The following is an 18982-nucleotide window of genomic DNA, read 5'->3' as shown; positions in this document are numbered from 1 at the left end:
GCAACAAGCAAAATCAGGAAAGGATATACGTATTTTCTTTTCATAATATAAAGCATAAAAAAACCCGGAAATCACCTTCCGGGTTTTTATTTATTTATAGAATTTTAATTCTTTACTTTCTTTTTTGAATTCGCATCAGCCAGTTTATTTCTAGTGATGTTATTCATTTTCATATCAGATAGCACATTAATTGCTTCTTCAATATAAACATCCTTGCTTAAGCTCTCATGCCATCTCTGTCTCTTCTCTTTCAGAATAGTATCTGTGGTAAAAAGCTTTTCTTCGTAAGGAAGTGAATTATAGGTAAGATCTGTCTTGTAATCTTTAATAGCGTCAAATTGTTTGGCCATTTCCTTATTCTTTTCAGCTTCCTGCGCGTAATCGTTGTAATTTAAAGAATAGCTGTTATCGTCACTTTGAGTTTTCACCCATTTGGCATTTTCTTCGATCAGTTTTAACTGCTCATTAGTTTCCATTCTCTTTTTACTTGCAGCGATAGCATCATCATATCCTACATAACCATTCCAGATCTCATAATCTGCTGCGTCTATTTTATCCCAAGGAAGAGGATTCTCCTGGTCTTTTTCGCCAATGTCAACAAAACTATATCTGTCTGGAACCACTACATCACTTTTTACCCCTTCCAGCTGTGTAGAACCTCCGTTCACTCGGTAGAACTTTTGAGTAGTGATCTTAAGAGCTCCCATGTCTCCCATATCATTATTTCGCAACCACCTGTTAAGATCAATTACATTTTGAACAGTTCCTTTACCATAGGTCTGTTTACTTCCAATAATGATCGCTCTCTTATAATCTTGCATTGCAGCTGCAAGAATTTCTGAAGCTGAGGCAGATAATTCGTTTACAAGGATTACTAACGGTCCATCCCAAAGCACCTGAGGATCTTCATCTTTCAACACTTCTTTACGCTGACCATTGGATTTCACCTGAACGATAGGTCCTTCTTCAATAAACATTCCGGCGATATCCACCACAGTTTTTAAAGATCCACCACCATTATTTCTTAGGTCAAGAACGAGTCCTTCCATTCCTTCTTTTTTCAAACGAATGATATCTTCTTTTATATCAGAAGCTGCATTGCGCTCATCATAATCTGTCATATCAAAATAGAACTTAGGTAAATTGATCACCCCGAATTTTCTATTTTCCTTCTCAACCATCGATGTCTTTGCATAAGTTTCCTCGATTTCGATCACATCTCTAACCAAAGTCACTTCTTCAATATTACCCATCACTTTTTTACGAACAGTAAGAGTAACTTTTGTGTCTTTTGGGCCCTTAATCAGGTCTACAGCATCATCCAGTCTCATACCAACAATACTTACGGCCTCCTTTTCATCTTCCTGCTTTACTTTCAGAATAACGTCACCTTCAGAGATCTCATCACTTCTCCAGGCCGGACCTCCAGAAATTACTTCTGTAATAGTAATATTATCACTATCCTTGATCAAACGAGCTCCAATTCCTTCAAGTTTTCCAGACATCGCAATATCAAACCTGTCCTTATCCTGCGGAGCGAAATAAAAAGTATGAGGATCAAATTCCTCTACTATTGAATTGATATACACTGAAAAATAATCTTCTCTTTCAAGATCATCAGTGAAATCATAATACCTGTCGATATTAGAAAGCGTGGTTTCTCTTGCCTCTTTTTCCAATTCTGCATCAGACTTCATTTCGTAAGCCTCATCAGCCTCTTTTCTCGTTTTTTCATCCTGCTTAAGATCGTAGAATGTGATAAGAGTATTGAACTTCAGCTGTTCTTTCCAGCGTTTTCTCATTTCTTCCTTTGAAGAAACATAATCCAGGCTATCGTAAGATGTATTTATCTTCTCATTTTCAGAGAAATCAAAAGGTTCAGAAAGAATTTCTTTATAAAGCGATCTTGCTTCTTCCATTCTTTCACCCAAACGACCATAAGTCAAATTAAAGAAGTCAATATTCTTACCTTTTATCTGGTCATCCAGCTTTTGTTTATATTCGTCAAATTGCTCGATATCTTCTTTATAGAAGAAACGCTTTGAAGGATCCAAACCTTCTAAGTAATCTTCATATACATTAGCTGAAAAACTGTCATTAATTTCTTTTGCATCATAATGACCCTGATTTAGTACATAAGTAATTAGATCTATAAGTAGTTTATCCTTATTAGGGTCTTCAAACTTCTTTGTAGTAAAGCTACACGAAGCCGCAGCCATTAAAAGAACGACTGCTAATATTTTAAAATTCCTTTTCATAACTCGTTTTAATTTCGTCATCGTTTGGTTACCATTATAGTAGTAAAAACTGTGCCAATGAGTCAAATCACACACACTAATTTGTCAATGTACTAATATAAGCTTTCCATATTTAAATTCTTATTTTAGCAGAACCAAATAATGAAGCATGAACAAGAATAAACCGCTTATCTTGGTCACTAACGACGATGGGATAACCGCGCCTGGAATAAGAACACTTGTGGAGGTAATGAAAGAACTGGGAGATGTCGTAGTGGTTGCCCCAGATAGCCCGCAAAGTGGAATGGGTCACGCCATCACCATTAGCGACACTCTTTTTTGCGAACAGGTAACCATTAAAGAATCGTATAAACACAAAGAATATAGTTGCTCTGGAACTCCGGCCGACTGTGTGAAGATCGCCACCCAGGAAATTTTGCATCGCAAACCAGACCTTTGTGTAAGCGGAATCAATCATGGTTCAAATTCATCAATTAATGTGATCTATTCTGGAACGATGAGTGCTGCGGTTGAAGCTGGAATTGAAGGAATTCCAGCTATCGGATTTTCATTGCTTGATTATTCTTTAAATGCTGATTTTGAGCCTACAAGAAAATTTATCAAAACCATCACTAAAAATGTTTTAAAAAACGGACTCCCTAAAGGAGTGGTTCTCAACGTGAACTTTCCAAAACTAAAGGAATCTGAAATTAAAGGAATAAAGGTTTGCCGTCAGGCAAATGCTCACTGGGAAGAGGAATTTGATAAAAGAACGAATCCGCAGGGGCGTGAATATTACTGGCTTACCGGAACTTTTGTTAATAAAGATGATGGTGAAGACACTGATGAAAAAGCGTTGGAAGAAGGCTATGTTTCTGTAGTTCCGGTACAATTTGATCTTACCGCACATCATTTTATCAAAGATTTAAGCAGCTGGTCACTCAATGATTAAACAGAATATATTTACCGGGTTTTTAACTGGAATTGCTGCAAATATCGCCGGAGTGATTTTATACATCACTCTTTTTTCCAATTCTGAACTCGATGCAACTCTAAACGATGCGGTTGCTAATGGATATCTGGGGAAAATTATCGCCCTGGGCGCCGCACTCAATTTTGTTCCATTTTTTGTATTCCTAAAAAAGAAACAGAATTACCATGCTCGTGGTGTTTTACTAGCCACAGTTAGTGTAGCGATAGGCGTAGCAATCTTCAAATTCTTTTAATATGAAATATTATATCATTGCAGGCGAAGCTTCCGGAGATCTCCATGCTTCTAACCTCATGAAAGCTTTAAAAGAAGTTGATCCAGAAGCAAATTTCAGGTTCTGGGGAGGAGATCTTATGGCTAAACAAGGAGGCACCCTGGTAAAACATTATCGGGAACTGGCATTTATGGGCTTTTCTGAAGTGATCATGAACCTTCGAACTATTTTCAGAAATATAAAATTCTGTAAACAGGATATCGAAAACTTCCATCCCGATGTGATCATTTTTGTTGATTACCCAGGTTTCAATATGAGAATCGCGGAATGGGCGAAGAAAAAATCATATCGTACAAACTATTATATCTCACCTCAGATCTGGGCTTGGAAAGAAAACAGGATCAAAAAAATTAAGAGAGATGTAGATGAAATGTATGTAATCCTTCCCTTTGAAAAGGATTTTTATGATCTAAAACATAACTTTCCAGTTCATTTTGTTGGTCACCCTCTTTTAGACGCTATAGATAATCGCCCACCAGTTGATATTAATGGTTTTAAAAAGAAACATGAATTGGATAACAGGCTTGTAATTGCACTTCTACCCGGAAGCCGAAAACAGGAAATTGATAAAATGCTTGAAGTTATGTTAAGCATTACCTCAGAATTTAAAGATTATCAATTTGTGATTGCTGGTGCGCCAAGCCAGGATGAAGAATTTTATCAGAAGTTCAACCAGAAGTCTAATGTTAAGATCATCATGAATAGAACTTATGATGTACTAAGCATTTCGCATGCCGCGTTAGTAACTTCCGGAACGGCTACCTTAGAAACCGCGCTTTTCAAAGTACCTGAAGTAGTATGTTATAAAGGAAGTTTTATTTCTTATCATATCGCTAAAAGAATAATTAATCTGGAGTATATTTCGTTGGTTAATTTGATCATGAACCGTGAAGTGGTAAAAGAATTGATTCAGAATGAATTTAATGCCGGTAATCTAAAATTGGAATTAAATAAGATTTTAGACGAAGAGAATAGAAAACGCATATTCACGGACTATTTTGAACTTGAACAAAAACTTGGCGGTATAGGTGCGAGTAAAAAAACAGCTGAACTGATCTATAGTAATATCAAATAAGAAAGTTGTGAAAAGGAAAGTTTTTAAATCGGTAATATTAATTTTCAGCATCTTCCTTCTTGCTTCCTGTGGCTCTTCGAGATCGAGAGTGGTAACAACCAAAAAAGAAGCAAACAGAGAAACACCAAGAACAGAAACTGCTCAGGCTTACGATCGCACTCCTTCTGCCGAGCCGGAAAATAATACTGTCTATAAGATTGTAAAAACTGCCAAAAAATTTGAAGGGACCAAATACAAATATGGCGGTGCAGATAAAAAGGGAATGGATTGTTCCGGTTTGATCTATGTATCATTCCTGGAAGAAGGGATTTCGTTACCAAGAACCTCTAGGGCAATGTCGCTGGAAGGTAAACGACTTTATCTGAAAGAAGTTAATATTGGAGATTTACTTTTCTTCGAAACCAATAAAAACCGAAAGGTCATCAATCATGTAGGTCTCGTGGTTGAAGTTGATAAAAATGGCATCTATTTTATACATTCTTCCACCTCCAAAGGAGTTATTATATCTTCATTATCAGAATCTTACTGGTATAATAATTTCGTTATGGCGAGACGAGTAATTTGATTATTTCATACCTTCAGGTTGCAAAAATCAACCTTTGAAGGATTTCCAGTTTATTTTTATCAGGCTCTCCGGTTATTTAATTCTGGGAATACTTTTCGCGTTCTATTTTCAAATAAAATTAGTGGCTGCCTTGGTATTATCTGCTGTAGCCATAATCATATTTTTAATAAGCTTATGGCGCGCTCGAAAATTACTTTTTAGAGATATATTGTTCGGAATTTCTGCCTTTTTCCTTATAGTTTCTTTGGGAATAACCATTGTAGCTTTTCATATTCCTTCCAACCAAAAGAAGCATTATCTGAATATTCCCTTAAATGATAATTATCAACATACTGCGATTTTAAAAATTACCGAGGAATTAAAACCAACCACTTTTTCTGAAAGATTTATAGCCGAAACCGAAAGTCTGGAAAATAACGGTCAAACAATTAAGATTAGGGGAAAGTTGCTTCTGAATATTCAGAAAGACACAAGCAATATTTCTCAATTAAAACCAGGTGCTCGCATCATAGTTCCCTGGCATCCCGAAGAGATTAAATCGCCACTGAATCCTTTCCAGTTCGATTACCAAAAGTATATGAGCCATTTGAAGATAGAAAGGCAAATGAGCCTTTCAAAGTCTGACTTTGGTATTTTAAATACCTCTAAAGGCGATCTAAAAGCAAAAGCATGGAATTTCAGAGAAGAAATAATAAACAAACTTAAAACCCTCCATTTTGGCGAAAATGAAATTGCCGTTTATCAGGCTTTGATCCTTGGTCAGCGCCGAGAGATCAACAACGACCTTTATAAAAATTATGCTGCTGCCGGTGCCATACATATACTGGCAATATCCGGGCTTCATATTGGCATCCTGCTTTATATCCTGAATTTCTTACTGCTCTGGCTAAACCGATATCGTTATGGAAGAATAATCAGAATCATTTTATTGATCATGATACTTTGGAGTTTTGCGGTGATCACCGGTTTAAGCCCCTCGGTAGTGAGAGCAGTCACCATGTTTTCTTTTATCGCTATCGGGCTTCAATTAAAAAGAAAAACGAGTGTTCTCAACAGTTTATTCGTTTCACTTTTTTTCTTGCTGATCATAGATCCGTATTACCTTTTCCAGGTTGGGTTTCAATTGAGTTACCTAGCCGTTTTCAGCATTATCATCTTTCAGCCACTAATCTATAATTTGCTAAAAACGGAAAACAAGATCCTGGATTATTTTTGGAAATTAGCTTCGGTGAGTCTGGCGGCGCAGATTGGAGTGATCCCGGTAAGTTTATTCTATTTCCATCAATTTCCGGGGTTATTTCTTGTAACCAATTTGATCATAATCCCGTTTTTAGGCATTCTTCTCGGTTTCGGAATACTTATAATCATTCTAGCTTTTACAGATCTGCTTCCGGAATTTCTGGTTGAAATTTTTGATCTGCTTTTAAATTCCATGAACAATTTTATTGAATGGATCGCTTCCAAGGAATCTATGATCATAAGCAATATTAATTTCAGCTCGTATCAGCTTGCCGCTGTTTACCTTTTGATAGTAGCTTTTATTTTTCTAATTAGGAAAAAGACTTTTTACAACCTGAGCTTTTTATTGGTTAGTATTCTAATTTTCCAGCTGGTAAGCATTTTTAAATATTTTGAAATGCCCTATTCTGAAACCGTAATTTTTCATCGCTCTAAAGAATCATTAATATCTATGAAGAAAGCTGATTCTCTTAAAATCCTATCTTCAGACCAGGAATTAACATCCAGCATTATCGAAGATTACTCCAGAGAGAGAAATATTGATCACATTAAAACAACACCCTTGCCGAAAATCCAGAATTTATCTGGTCAACTAATTCTTATTATTGACACGGCTGCAAATTATAATATCCCGAATTTTTATCCTGATTTGCTGATTCTGAGAAATTCACCAAAAGTTAATCTTGAAAGAATTATTTAAGAACTCAAGCCGAAAATGATCATCGCCGATGGAAGCAATTATCATTCTTACGTAAATAAATGGAAATTTACTGCTACAAATAAAAAAATCCCTTTTCATCACACTGGTGAAAAGGGAGCTTATATTATAACTTCAAAAGAAAATTAGCTGGAAAAAGTACCTTCAAATTCTTCCTGATACTTTGCCCATTCTTCGTCTGTTTTCACTTTTTTATAATCATCAGTCGCAAAAATCTTCAAAAAGATTTCGAGCTTTTGGGGAGTAAGATAACCTTTGATAGGTGTAAGAAAACCAGCATTTTCATCAAAGAAAACCATGGTTGGATAAGCGTTTACACCCATTGCCAATGCAAACTGGTGAACAGAATTACGACCTTTTCTTTCCGGATCATAATTTGGGTTTTTGAAAACCTTATCTTTAAAATTCACCACTTCATCCCCTTCAGCATTGAACTTTACAGCATAGAAGTGCTTGTTGACGTACTCGATAACATCCTTATTAGAAAATGTATTTTTATCCAGCATCTTACAGGGCCCACACCAGGTGGTATAAGCGTCTACAAAGATTTTCTTCGGCTTTTTCTTTTGTGCTGCCAGAGCTTCATTCATACTCATCCAGTTAATCTCCTGGGCCTGGATCGCAGAAACCGCGGAAATTAAAAAGATAAAAAGGAGTAATTTCTTCATCTCATCAAATTTTTAATTAGGAAAAGCAAAAAGCATTCCCAAATTTAATGAATTCCGTTCATCCATTTACGCAAAAGCGGAACAAGTAGAAGTAATAGCAAAGCTGCTGCACCTACTACGCAGAAACCCCAGATCCAATAAGTATCTGAATAAATACCTAATGTAACCGAAGCAGGAGTATCGTCTGTCACTTCTTCACTGGTTGTTAGCTTTCCAATTAACCCAGCCATTTTATTGGCTAGAGCGATGGAAAGGAACCAGGCCCCCATTACAAATCCAACTACTTTCGCTGGAGACAACTTGGTAACCATAGAAAGTCCGATTGGTGATAAAGACAATTCACCCATGGTGTGCAATAAATACATTACCGCAAGAAAAACGATGGACACGAGTCCGTCGCCAGAAGCAAAATATTTTGCTCCAATAACTATCACTAAAAAACCTAAAGCTAACTGGGCCAGACCCAAAACAAACTTCATTGGAGTGCTCGGCTCTTTGCCAGCTTTATTAAGCTTTAACCACATCCAGGAGAATAATGGTGCCAACAACATTATATAAAGAGGATTTAAACTCTGAAATATTGAAGCTGGTATTTCTGTCCCGCCCACGAATCGATCTACGTTCTTGTCTGTAAATATGGTTAAACTACCCCCGGCCTGTTCAAACAATGCCCAGAAAATCGCGTGGAAAAAGAAAAGAACGATCACTACAAGCAGTCGCTGACCTTCCACTTTATTCTTTGCGGTAAGTGCCTGATAAAGTAAATAAGCTACAATCAAAAGCGATATTACGATCATTGCGGCAGACATTGCTTCATCCAGGTCTAGCATATAAGCGCAAACAGGAATAGCAAGTAAAGAGATTATATAAACTCCGTAATCTGGTTTTAGACCAAGAAATTTTCTTTCACCACTGGTCACTTCTTCCGGCTGGCCGCCTTTCCCTTGTAACATATCAGTTTTGGAAGCGATATAGAAGACGATCAATCCTAATAACATTCCGATTCCAGCCAACCCAAAGCCGTAATGCCAGTTAATTTGCTGTCCAACATATCCACAGGTTAATGTAGCCAGGAAAGATCCGATATTCACGCCCATATAAAATATAGAGAATGCACCATCTTTTCTAGGGTCATCGGTATCATAGAATGTCCCTAAAAATGAACTGATATTTGGTTTAAAAAATCCATTTCCAACAATGATCAAGGCCAGAGCAGCGAAGAAAAATGGCATATTACCTTCCAGGCCTTCAATTCCCTGTAGAGCAAGCGTGAAATGCCCCAAAGACATTAAAAGTCCGCCCCAAATAATGGTCTTTTTAAAACCAAGAAGTCGGTCGGCAACGAGTCCACCAAGAACCGGGAATAAATACACCATAGCGGTATATGATCCGTAAATCCCGTAGGCTTCAGTTTCAGCAACATTTTGTGCAAGGTCTATAAAAAGAACCTTGGTCATATACAACACCAGAAGCGCCCGCATTCCGTAGTAAGAGAAGCGCTCCCACATTTCAGCAAAGAATAACACGAAAAGTGCCTTTGGATGAGCGTTTTTATTAGTGTAAATAATAAAGGGTACCCAGATTAGTACAAATACCCACCCAATGATCATTATCCATAAAGTGATATCCATCGCTAAGAAATATTAAAGATTATTCGACTGTAGTTTCTTTTGGAATTCCGTCTTCAAGGGTAGCATCTTCTGCTCCGTGAGTAAGTCTTTTCAGAGGTTTCAATAATAAGATCACGATAAGACCTATTAGTGACCAGATCACCGCAATTCCTGTAAATACTTCAAATTCACCTAGTGATTGCGCAGATTCACCAATAAGTCCGGCAACTTTATTACCAAGACCTGTAGCAGCCCAATACATACCCATTATTATTGATGCATATTTTAGTGGCGCAAGTTTCGTAATAAAAGAAAGCGAAACTGGTGAAGCACAAAGCTCTCCGATCGTATGGAATAAATAAGCTAAAATCAACCAGTACATAGCTGATGATCCTGTTTCTTCATACTGAACAGATGCCATACTCATAAATCCAAATCCTAAGGCCATGATAATAATACCCATCGCCATCTTAAAGATTGAGGAAGCTTCTTTACCTTTTTTCTTCCATTTGAACCAGAAGGATCCAACAACAGTAGCAAGGGTAATAATAAAGAAAGAGTTAATAGACTGGAACCAGGATGCTGGAACCGTAAATCCTAATATAGAACGATCTGTTTTTTGCTGAGCATAAAGGTTCATTAATCCACCAGCCTGTTCGAATGCCGCCCAGAAAAGAATGATCAATAAGAAAGAAAGCAATAACACTTTCACCCTGTCTTTTTCAATACTCGTAAGAGGTTTATCTAAAATAGCTTTATCGGCCTCGTTTTTTCTAGAAATTAGATTTCCAACATGCTTCAAGTGCTTTTGGCCCCACATGTAAACTACCTGACCAAGGAACATTCCTATCGCAGCCAGACCGAATCCCCAGTGCCATCCATATTTCTGAGCCAGGAATCCACAGGCGATAGGTGCAAGAAAACCACCGATATTAATCCCCATATAGAAAATGTAGAAACCAAGGTCCCTTCTCTCATCACCCTGCTTGTATAGTCCACCAACCATGGAAGAAATATTTGGTTTCAAACCTCCTACTCCAAGAATGATAAATAAACAACCTATATAAAAACTAGGTTCCGAATCAAAAGCCAGGACCGAGTGACCAATACACAAAAGAATACCTCCTAGCAATACAGTTTTTTTCTGACCAAGCAATTTATCGGCAACCCAACCTCCAGGAATCGAGGAAACATAAACCAACATGGTATACCAACCATAAAGCTCCAAAGCCTCCTGGTTAGTCCATCCAAATCCAGGATTATCTGCAGTAGTTTCTGCAACCAGGAAAAGGGTGAATAAGGCACGCATTCCATAGTAAGAGAAACGCTCCCATAATTCGGTAAAGAAAAGAATATAGAGACCTACCGGATGGCCAAATAACTCATTCTGATTTTCAATTGCTTTAGCTTTGTTCATGTCTATAGGTTAGATTCTTAAAGTTTTTCAAGTATAAAATCGGTCATCAAATTATAAAGGTGAAGTCTTGTATTCCCTCCATAAATCCCATGATTCCTGTCTGGATAGATCGCCCAGTCAAATTGTTTGTTTGCCTGTACCAGCTCTTCAACCATTCTCATGGTATTCTGAACATGTACGTTATCATCTCCTCCACCATGGATCAACAAATAATCACCTTTTAGTTTTTCAACATGGTTCAAAGGCGAATTATCGTCATATCCGGAAGCATTTTCTTGAGGAGTTCTCATATATCTTTCAGTATATACAGAATCGTAAAATCTCCAGCTTGTCACCGGTGCAACAGCTATTGCCATAGAAAAAGTATCATTCCCTTTAAGAATGGCGTTTGAAGACATAAAACCTCCGTAGCTCCAACCCCAGATTCCAATTCTATCGGAATCAATATATTTTCTTTCTCCAAGTTTCTTCGCCGCAGAGATCTGATCTTCCACTTCAAATTTTCCAAGTTCCTGATAAGTTACTTTCTTGAATTCAGCTCCTTTAAAACCTGTTCCTCTTCCGTCTACACAAGCGATGATATATCCTTCATTCGCTAATAATTGATACCAGTAATCATTCGTGCCGAAATAAGAATTTGATACAGACTGCGATCCAGGACCGGAATACTGGAACATCAATAATGGGTATTTTTTATTTTCATCAAAATCAGCTGGTTTGATCATCCACATATTCAGATCGTTTCCGTTGATATTGATGGTAGACAATTCTTTAGGAGAAAAACCGTATGGCTTAACTGTTTCCAGAAGTTGATTATTGTTCAGGATCTCACGTACCTGTTTTCCATCTTTGGCTCTGTGCAAAGTGTAGACTGAAGGAGTTTCAGTATTTGTGAACGAATTGATGAAATAAGTATAATCTGCACTAAAAGAAGCTGAATTCTTCCCTGTTCCTTCAGTAAGTCTCTTTTTGCTTTTTCCGTTTGGCTTAATAGAATAAACGTCTCGATTCACACTTCCGTTCTCGGTGCTCTGATAATAAATTCTATCGGCTTTTTTATCGTAACCATAATAATCAGTCACTTCCCAATCTCCACCTGATACCTGGTCTATCAACTCACCTTCCTCATCGTAATGATAAATATGGTTGTAACCGTCCATTTCACTAGTCCAGATAAAGCTGTTATCTTCAAGAAAAGTAAGATTATCAGTAATATCAACATAAGCCTTATCAGTTTCATTTAAGATCAATTCGGCTTCATTATCTTCTGCATCTACAAAAATCAGATCAAGATTATTCTGATGCCTGTTCAAAACCTGAACACTAAGGATCATTGGTTCTGCAGACCATTTGATTCTTGGGATATACAAGTCCTTAAATTCTTCCTCTTCATATTTAGACCCAAGGTTGATCTTTTCTGAATTTTGAGATTCGAGGTCATACATATGCAGGCTTACTTTTGAATTCGCCTCACCAGCTTTCGGATATTTAAAAACCTGTTGCGTTGGATAAAGATCTTTTCCAAACATATCCATGGAAAATTCCGGAACATTGGTTTCATCAAATTTCAGATAAGCTATCTTTTCACCGGTAGGATTCCATTCAAAAGCTTTTACGAAAGAAAATTCCTCTTCGTAAACCCAGTCTGTAATACCATTGATGATACTATTAATTTCACCATCACTGGTAACCTGAGTTCTATCGTTGGTCTTAAGGTTAAGAACATAGATATTGTTTTCAAAAACATAGGCGACTTTAGATGCATCTGGTGAAAAAGAAGCTTCCTGAACCTTGTCTTCACTTAGTTTTGTGAGTTCTTTCGATTTTACATCATATACATAAAAAATCTCCTTGGAAGATCTTCTATAAATTGGCTCCACTTCAGTAGATAATAAGATCTTATCTTCATTTTCGCTGAATTTGAACCCGGAAAAAGATTTGATCGCATCCAGATCGCTGCTATTTATGAAAGTCCTGGTCTTCTTTCCAGTTTTGTAACTGTAAACATCTATACTCGAAGCACCGCTTTCGCGGTCTCTGTTTAGAACTACGTATTCTTCACCATTTTTGAGGGATTGCAGGGATTGAAGTCTTTCTTCTCGGAACGTGCCGCTCCATATTTCTTCAAGACTTACTTCTTTTTGCTGTGCAGTAAGCACGGAGGTTGTTGCCAGAATAAAGGCAACAAGTATTTTAGGGAACTTCATAAAAATTTTGAAATATTTAATGCAGGCCAAGTTTACTAAAATTTAACGAAAAAATGACTATTGAAAGTTGTTAAATACTAACAATCTGTTAAGAAAAAATGAGCATTAGTCACTTCATCCAGACGAATTTATAGGTCTCTAAAAATATGCTTTGTATCTTTGAGCTCCCGAAATAAAATTAAAATGACAAAGCCCGTAAACGGATTTTCAAAACTTAATAAAAACGAGAAAATAGCATGGCTGGCAGAAAATTATTTATCTGATAATGATAAAGCGGTCTCTGTGCTTCAACAATACTGGAATGAAGACGAAAAGTTGCAAAAGCTTCATGACGAATTCATTGAAAACACAGTTTCTAATTTCTACCTGCCACTAGGCCTGGCACCTAATTTTCTGATCAACGGAAAATATCACGTGTTGCCTATGGCTATAGAAGAAAGTTCTGTAGTTGCTGCAGCAAGCAAAGCGGGTAAATTCTGGAGCGAGCGTGGCGGATTTAAAGCGACCGTTATCAACCAGAAAAAAATTGGACAGGTTCACTTTATTTTTAAAGGAGAGTTTTCAAAGCTGGAAAAGCTGTTTGAAGATCTGGAACCAAAATTTCGGGAATCCGTAAAGCCTATCACCAGGAACATGGAAAAAAGAGGCGGTGGAATTCTGGATATTAACCTGGTCGATAAGACCGAAGAACTTGAAAACTATTATCAGATCTTTGTAAACTTCGATACGAGAGATTCCATGGGTGCGAATTTTATCAATTCCTGCCTGGAAAAATTTGCTGAAGTTTTACAGACAGAAGCATCAGAATCGGAATATTTCACTGAGGAAGAAAAAGATCTTCAGGTGATCATGAGCATTCTTTCCAATTATGTTCCGGAATGTATCGTAAGAGCCGAAGTTTCCTGCCCTGTAGAACAACTTTCCGAAGGCGAAAATATGACCGGGGAGCAGTTTGCAGACAAATTCATTCAGGCTGTTAGAATTGCTGAAATTGAGCCTTACAGGGCAGTCACTCACAATAAAGGAGTCATGAATGGTATAGACGCTGTGGTTTTGGCAACGGGTAACGATTTCCGTGCCGTTGAAGCAGGTGTACACGCTTATGCTTCTAAGGATGGAAAATATAGCAGTCTTACCCACGCTAGCGTTGAAAACGGAATCTTTAAGTTCTGGATGGAAATTCCTTTGGCGCTTGGAACGGTTGGCGGACTTACCAGCCTGCATCCATTGGTGAAACTTGCTCTGGAAATATTACAGAATCCATCTGCAAGCGAATTGATGGAAATAGTGGCAGTCGCAGGCCTAGCACAGAATTTCGCTGCGCTAAGATCCTTAACAACCACAGGAATTCAGCAGGGACACATGAAAATGCACCTGATGAATATTTTAAATCAGAACCAGGCGACCGATAAAGAAAAGGCGGAAATGGTAGAATATTTTACTCATCACACTATAACCCATAGCAGTGTAATTGAGCAACTGGAAAAAATGAGGTCTTAATGCAAGAATTTAAAAGCAACGGAAAGATTTTATTAACCGGCGAGTATGCTGTACTTAACGGAGCAAAAGCGCTTGCATTACCTACCAAGAAGTATCAGGATTTGAAAATTTCAGAAGCTGATAAAAATATCATTTCATGGAAAAGCTATGATGAAAATCAAGAGATCTGGTTTCAATCAAATTTTAAGATCGAAGATGGCGAATTTCAAATTTCATTTTCAGAAAATAATACTCCTGAACACGACGAAACTGAAAAACGCTTACAACAGATTCTCCAGGCAGCATACCAAAAAGCTCCTAAAGCTTTTCAAGATAAAGGATATTATGTTGCAACGAATATGAATTTCAACCGAAAATGGGGTCTTGGAACATCCTCAACGCTGATTAATAACATAGCTCAATGGCTGGAAATAGATCCTTACGAACTACTAAAGAACAGCTTTGGAGGCAGCGGCTATGATATTTCTGCAGCAAAAAGTGAATTTCCAATTACCTATCAGAAAACTTCTAATGGTCCGGTAAGCTTTACTGCAGATTTCAACCCTACATTCAAAGACCAGCTTTTCTTTGTTTACTTGAATAGAAAGCAAAATAGCCGGGAAGCGATCGCACACTATAGAAATCAGCCGAAGAAGGACATCGAGAGTCTTATTGAGAAGATCTCTGGCATCACTGAACAAGTCATTCAGTGCGAAAGCCTGGAAGAGTTTAAGATGCTTCTAAAAATCCACGAAACTCTGATTTCAAAAGCGATCAACCTACCTAGAATTCAGCATGACTTATTTCCGGATTATCCTGAATTGATTAAAAGCCTCGGAGGTTGGGGCGGAGATTTCATCCTCGCTACAGGAACCGAAACTGAAAAAGGATATTTCAAGAATAAAGGTTATCATACCATATTCGATTATCAGGAACTTATCAGATAAAAAAAGCCTCAGCAAATGCTGAGGCTTTTTTTATTATATCGATTCAGAATACTAGTAAAATCTAGCTCTGTTATCTTCAATTTCAGCTTTGTTTTTAAGAGCGTCAAATACTCTCATCGTAGCCTGTGCTCTACGAGATGCACTTTCTTGCTGAGCAAATCCTTTATAAGAATCCATTGCAGGTGCTTCGAACTTACTTACAAGTTCTGCTACATACACTCCTTTTTCTCCTGCGATTGGAGCGCTAACTTTCCCTGGCTCCATAGAGAATACAGCTCCTACAACTTCCGGCTCCTCACCTGCTCCAGCTAGCGTTGGATTGTTCAAGTTTACAGCATCTGCAGTCTGAACACTTACACCCTGACTGTTGGCAATTTCCTGTAATGAGCTTCCTTTTAATCTTTCCTTGATCAATTCAGCCTTCTTCTCTTTTCTCAAGATTGGAGTTACTTCTCCAGACGCTTCCTCAACGCTCATAAGACCTTTATCTCTGCTGGATGTAAGTTGTGCAACGATATAACCATTATTGGTTTCAAATCTTCTAACATCTCCAACTTTTGCTTCATCTCCAAAAGCCCATTGGATCACTCTACGTTGTGGTCCCGCTCCAGGAATATTTTCATCAAGTGCTTTTACATCCTTCACCGTACGCACCTCATAATTTCCTTCTTTTGCAACTTCGGCAAAGTCACCATCTGAAGCAGAAATTTCAAATTTCGTCACTTCATTGAAAAGGTTATTCATCGTTTTTTCTGAAGCCTGAATCTCTCTGGCGATCGTTGCAACTCTTACTGCTCTGGCAGCTTCAGTTTGATCTTCAATAGAAATCACGTGGTAACCAAGTGGCGTTTCCACAACTCCAACATCTCCTGTTTTATTATCAAAAACATAGTTATCAAAAGCTGGGATCATAGTTCCCGGAGTAAAATATCCAAGATTTCCAGCCTGTTCTTTATTAGAAGTATCTGCAGAAAATTCAGAAGCTAATTCTGCGAATTTAGCACTATCACCTCTAACAACTCCTGCAATACTATCTGCAAGCGCCTGAGCCTCTTCTTTAGAACGACTCACGTTAGCTCCTAGTTGAGAACCCTGGTAAGTCACAAGAATATGACTTGCTTTTACAGAATCAGGAATATTTTTTGTTTCAATTACTTTACTAAGCTTCCAGTATCCATTTTCTTCATAAGGACCAAAAGTTTCACCTTCATTTAAATTAAATAAAGCTTCAGCATTTTCTCCTGAAAAATCATTTCTGAATCTGAACCTGTTATCATATGGCAGATCTGAGTTATTACTTACAAATTCAGCATAATCGTCTGCATTGTCAAATCCGGAAAGCGTATCATTTGCTCCAACAGCAGCATTATATTCAACTCTCTGTCCTCTTAAAGAAGAAAGAGATTCTTTCGCTTCACTTTTATCGTCTCCAGAAGCACTTTCCTGAAAAATTACATACTGCATGCTTCGAGAAGCTTCAGTCTCGTAACGAGAAGAATGATCTTCAAGGTAAGATTTGATATCAGATTTAGTTACTTCAACCTCACTGTCTGGAATAGAAGAATAAGGAATTTGTACAAACTTCATATTGATGTTATCATTCTGAAGTCTGTAAGCCTGCTCACCTTCTAATAAAGTTGCACCAACTCCGGCACCAACCATATTGTAGTAAGTATTCATTTTGGCAGTTTGAGCAAGATTAGAAGTGAATTGCTGCCATTGCTCATAAGCCTGAGGAGAAGTCTCTTTAAGGTTTGCAACATATTCTCTTAATCTATTCTCATCAAACATTCCAGCTTCATTCATAAAGTTTGGATTGTTCGCCATTTGAGCACGTACCAGTTGAGTCACTTGCGCTTCACCAGCTCTAATTCCAAGTTTTTCAACTTCCTCCTCAAGAATCACCTGTCTTAATTTCTGATCCCAGATACGGTTAACAGCCTGAGTGGTACTCATATTGTTACCCATGTTTCTTTCAAAGTTCTCCACTTCACGTGCAAACTCTTCTCTACTGATTTCTTCACCATTTACTGTGGCGATCACATTCTGAGAATTCTGAGAGCTAAGTCCTCCATTACGTATCACATCAGCCAATACAAAAGAAAATAAAGCCAATGCAATGATGATAATCAAGAAAACAGACCTTTGTCTGATTTTATTTAATACTGCCATTTGAATTTAAAATTTATCGAAATATAGGGGGCGAAAATAAGGTTTTTAGGCTAATAATAAAATTTAAAATTAGCAAATTCTTAACTTTCCAACTTTAATCTTCAGGATTGATTTTCAGCTCTACTAATTCGATTTTAGTATTGGAAGTTTCAAGGATTTTTATTTCGAAATCCTCAATATTTATAACCTCTCCCTGCTGCGGAATTTCTTCAGTGTGATTCACGATAAAACCACTAAGTGTTTCATAGTTTTCTCCGACAGGAATTTCAGTTTTATAGGTTTCATTAAGATAATCTACCTCAAGTCTGGCTGAAAATTTATAGTGATCTTCATCAATCTTCTCTTCAATAAGAACCGCGGAATCGTGTTCATCTTCAATCTCACCAAAAAGCTCTTCCACGATATCTTCTACCGTCATCATTCCGCTTGTACCACCATATTCATCTATCACCACAGCGATACTTTTACGCTTTTTGATAAGAATATTGAGTACATCTTTTACCCACATGGTTTCCGGAACAAAAACCACTGGCAACAAAATTGACTTTATAGATTTAGGCCTTTTAAAAAGCTCAAAGGAATGAACATAGCCTATAATATCATCGATAGTTTCATTATAAACCAGAATTTTAGAAAGTCCGGTTTCAGTAAAAGTTTCCACAAGATCATTTGGTGCCTGATTCTGATCTACGGCAATAATTTCGGTTCTTGGGATCATTACTTCCCGGGCCTTTATATCTGAAAACTGAAGTGCATTCTGGAATATCTGTATTTCGGTATCCACATCATCTTGTTCTTCTACAGTTTCCATCTGTTCACTGATAAAATTCCCCAATTCTACTTTACTAAAAGCCAGTTGAACTTCATCTCCATCGGTTTTAAAGAATCTTTTCAGAATAATATCTGATATCCAGATAACAAATGACGAAACAAAGCTGAATAGTAGGTAAAAAATATAAGCCGGTACTGCGAAAAATTTCAGCATGGTATTGGCGTAGATCTGAAAGAACACCTTCGGAAGAAATTCTGCAGTTAAAAGAATGATGAGCGTGGAAATAATGGTTTGGGTCACCAGGCTTAGATCATCAATGATATAGGTAAGCACACCGCTATCTGTCTGGATACCGTTTAACCAGGCCATTAACAGGTCTCCCATAAAAAATCCATAAACTACCAGGGCGATGTTGTTACCCACGAGCATGGTCGCAATAAATTTTGAAGGTTTCTTGGTAAGCCGCTTGAGAACCGTCGCCAGAAAATCATTCTGACGCTTTTCAATTTCTATAAAGATCTTATTGGAAGAAACGTAAGCGATCTCCATTCCTGAGAAAAAAGCGGAAAGCAGTAGAGAACAAACTATAATAAGTATATCAACCTCCATTC

The 18982-nt window shown here is 37.5% G+C and carries 14 protein-coding genes; 7 read left to right on the top strand and 7 right to left on the bottom strand.

Going from position 1 to position 18982, the window contains the following annotated elements; genetic code table 11:
- Positions 1–104: 104 nt before the first annotated feature.
- Positions 105–2258: a carboxy terminal-processing peptidase gene (locus tag AC2S94_RS06865; protein WP_484630730.1), complete on the bottom strand. Its 2154-nt coding sequence runs from the start codon at positions 2256–2258 to the stop codon at positions 105–107.
- Positions 2259–2406: 148 nt separating this feature from the next.
- On the opposite strand from AC2S94_RS06865, the gene surE reads away from it, so the two are divergent.
- The 5 genes from surE to AC2S94_RS06840 are packed head-to-tail and all read left to right on the top strand — an operon-like array spanning position 2407 to position 7081.
- Positions 2407–3189, top strand: a complete 783-nt coding sequence (gene surE, locus AC2S94_RS06860; RefSeq protein ID WP_484630729.1) for a 5'/3'-nucleotidase SurE — start codon at positions 2407–2409, stop codon at positions 3187–3189.
- Positions 3182–3463 (top strand): hypothetical protein, encoded by a 282-nt coding sequence (locus AC2S94_RS06855; RefSeq protein ID WP_484630728.1) that lies wholly within the window; start codon positions 3182–3184, stop codon positions 3461–3463. The genes surE and AC2S94_RS06855 overlap by 8 nt, the downstream gene beginning before the upstream one ends.
- Position 3464: 1 nt before the next feature.
- Positions 3465–4577, top strand: a complete 1113-nt coding sequence (gene lpxB / locus AC2S94_RS06850) for a lipid-A-disaccharide synthase (RefSeq protein WP_484630727.1) — start codon at positions 3465–3467, stop codon at positions 4575–4577.
- A gap of 7 nt (positions 4578–4584) precedes the next feature.
- Positions 4585–5142, top strand: a complete 558-nt coding sequence (locus AC2S94_RS06845; protein WP_484630726.1) for a C40 family peptidase — start codon at positions 4585–4587, stop codon at positions 5140–5142.
- A 34-nt stretch (positions 5143–5176) separates the two neighbouring features.
- Complete coding sequence (locus tag AC2S94_RS06840) at positions 5177–7081, top strand: ComEC/Rec2 family competence protein (protein ID WP_484630725.1); 1905 nt, start codon at positions 5177–5179, stop codon at positions 7079–7081.
- 143 nt (positions 7082–7224) lie between these two features.
- On the opposite strand, the gene AC2S94_RS06835 is transcribed toward AC2S94_RS06840, so the two are convergent.
- Genes AC2S94_RS06835 through AC2S94_RS06820 form a run of 4 tightly spaced genes read right to left on the bottom strand, consistent with a single transcriptional unit; the run spans position 7225 to position 13001 of the window.
- The gene (locus AC2S94_RS06835) at positions 7225–7767 is read right to left on the bottom strand and encodes a thioredoxin family protein (RefSeq protein ID WP_484630724.1); all 543 of its coding nucleotides are present in this window, start codon (positions 7765–7767) and stop codon (positions 7225–7227) included.
- Between the two features lie 44 nt (positions 7768–7811).
- Positions 7812–9398, bottom strand: a complete 1587-nt coding sequence (locus tag AC2S94_RS06830; protein WP_484630723.1) for a peptide MFS transporter — start codon at positions 9396–9398, stop codon at positions 7812–7814.
- Between the two features lie 19 nt (positions 9399–9417).
- Complete coding sequence (locus tag AC2S94_RS06825) at positions 9418–10794, bottom strand: peptide MFS transporter (protein WP_484630722.1); 1377 nt, start codon at positions 10792–10794, stop codon at positions 9418–9420.
- Positions 10795–10811: 17 nt separating this feature from the next.
- A complete protein-coding gene (locus tag AC2S94_RS06820; protein WP_484630721.1) occupies positions 10812–13001 on the bottom strand; it encodes a S9 family peptidase in 2190 nt (729 codons plus the stop codon).
- A 159-nt stretch (positions 13002–13160) separates the two neighbouring features.
- Here AC2S94_RS06820 and AC2S94_RS06815 point away from each other — a divergent pair, with 159 nt between their 5' ends.
- Complete coding sequence (locus tag AC2S94_RS06815; protein ID WP_484630720.1) at positions 13161–14501, top strand: hydroxymethylglutaryl-CoA reductase, degradative; 1341 nt, start codon at positions 13161–13163, stop codon at positions 14499–14501.
- Positions 14501–15427 (top strand): GYDIA family GHMP kinase, encoded by a 927-nt coding sequence (locus tag AC2S94_RS06810; protein ID WP_484630719.1) that lies wholly within the window; start codon positions 14501–14503, stop codon positions 15425–15427. The genes AC2S94_RS06815 and AC2S94_RS06810 overlap by 1 nt, the downstream gene beginning before the upstream one ends.
- Positions 15428–15478: 51 nt before the next feature.
- Here the strand turns inward: AC2S94_RS06810 and AC2S94_RS06805 are convergent, their stop codons facing one another.
- Both AC2S94_RS06805 and AC2S94_RS06800 read right to left on the bottom strand, forming a co-directional pair.
- Positions 15479–17599 carry a peptidylprolyl isomerase gene (locus AC2S94_RS06805; RefSeq protein WP_484630718.1) on the bottom strand — a complete coding sequence of 707 codons (2121 nt, stop codon included), beginning with the start codon at positions 17597–17599 and terminating at the stop codon, positions 15479–15481.
- 94 nt (positions 17600–17693) lie between these two features.
- Entirely contained in the window at positions 17694–18980 is a 1287-nt protein-coding gene (locus tag AC2S94_RS06800) for a hemolysin family protein (RefSeq protein ID WP_484630717.1), read from the bottom strand.
- Between the last annotated feature and the right edge of the window lie 2 nt (positions 18981–18982).

This window comes from Christiangramia pacifica, from assembly GCF_057221535.1.
The sequence above is the reverse complement of the archived record's forward strand: the minus strand, read 5'-3'. Positions and strand labels throughout refer to the sequence as shown.

Coding starts and splice junctions, on each gene's coding strand:
- AC2S94_RS06865 (WP_484630730.1), bottom strand. CDS start 2,258: ATGAAAAGGAATTTTAAAATATTAGCAGTCGTTCTTTTAATGGCTGCG.
- surE (WP_484630729.1), top strand. CDS start 2,407: ATGAACAAGAATAAACCGCTTATCTTGGTCACTAACGACGATGGGATA.
- AC2S94_RS06855 (WP_484630728.1), top strand. CDS start 3,182: ATGATTAAACAGAATATATTTACCGGGTTTTTAACTGGAATTGCTGCA.
- lpxB (WP_484630727.1), top strand. CDS start 3,465: ATGAAATATTATATCATTGCAGGCGAAGCTTCCGGAGATCTCCATGCT.
- AC2S94_RS06835 (WP_484630724.1), bottom strand. CDS start 7,767: ATGAAGAAATTACTCCTTTTTATCTTTTTAATTTCCGCGGTTTCTGCG.
- AC2S94_RS06830 (WP_484630723.1), bottom strand. CDS start 9,398: ATGGATATCACTTTATGGATAATGATCATTGGGTGGGTATTTGTACTA.
- AC2S94_RS06825 (WP_484630722.1), bottom strand. CDS start 10,794: ATGAACAAAGCTAAAGCAATTGAAAATCAGAATGAGTTATTTGGCCAT.
- AC2S94_RS06820 (WP_484630721.1), bottom strand. CDS start 13,001: ATGAAGTTCCCTAAAATACTTGTTGCCTTTATTCTGGCAACAACCTCC.
- AC2S94_RS06810 (WP_484630719.1), top strand. CDS start 14,501: ATGCAAGAATTTAAAAGCAACGGAAAGATTTTATTAACCGGCGAGTAT.
- AC2S94_RS06805 (WP_484630718.1), bottom strand. CDS start 17,599: ATGGCAGTATTAAATAAAATCAGACAAAGGTCTGTTTTCTTGATTATC.
- AC2S94_RS06800 (WP_484630717.1), bottom strand. CDS start 18,980: ATGGAGGTTGATATACTTATTATAGTTTGTTCTCTACTGCTTTCCGCT.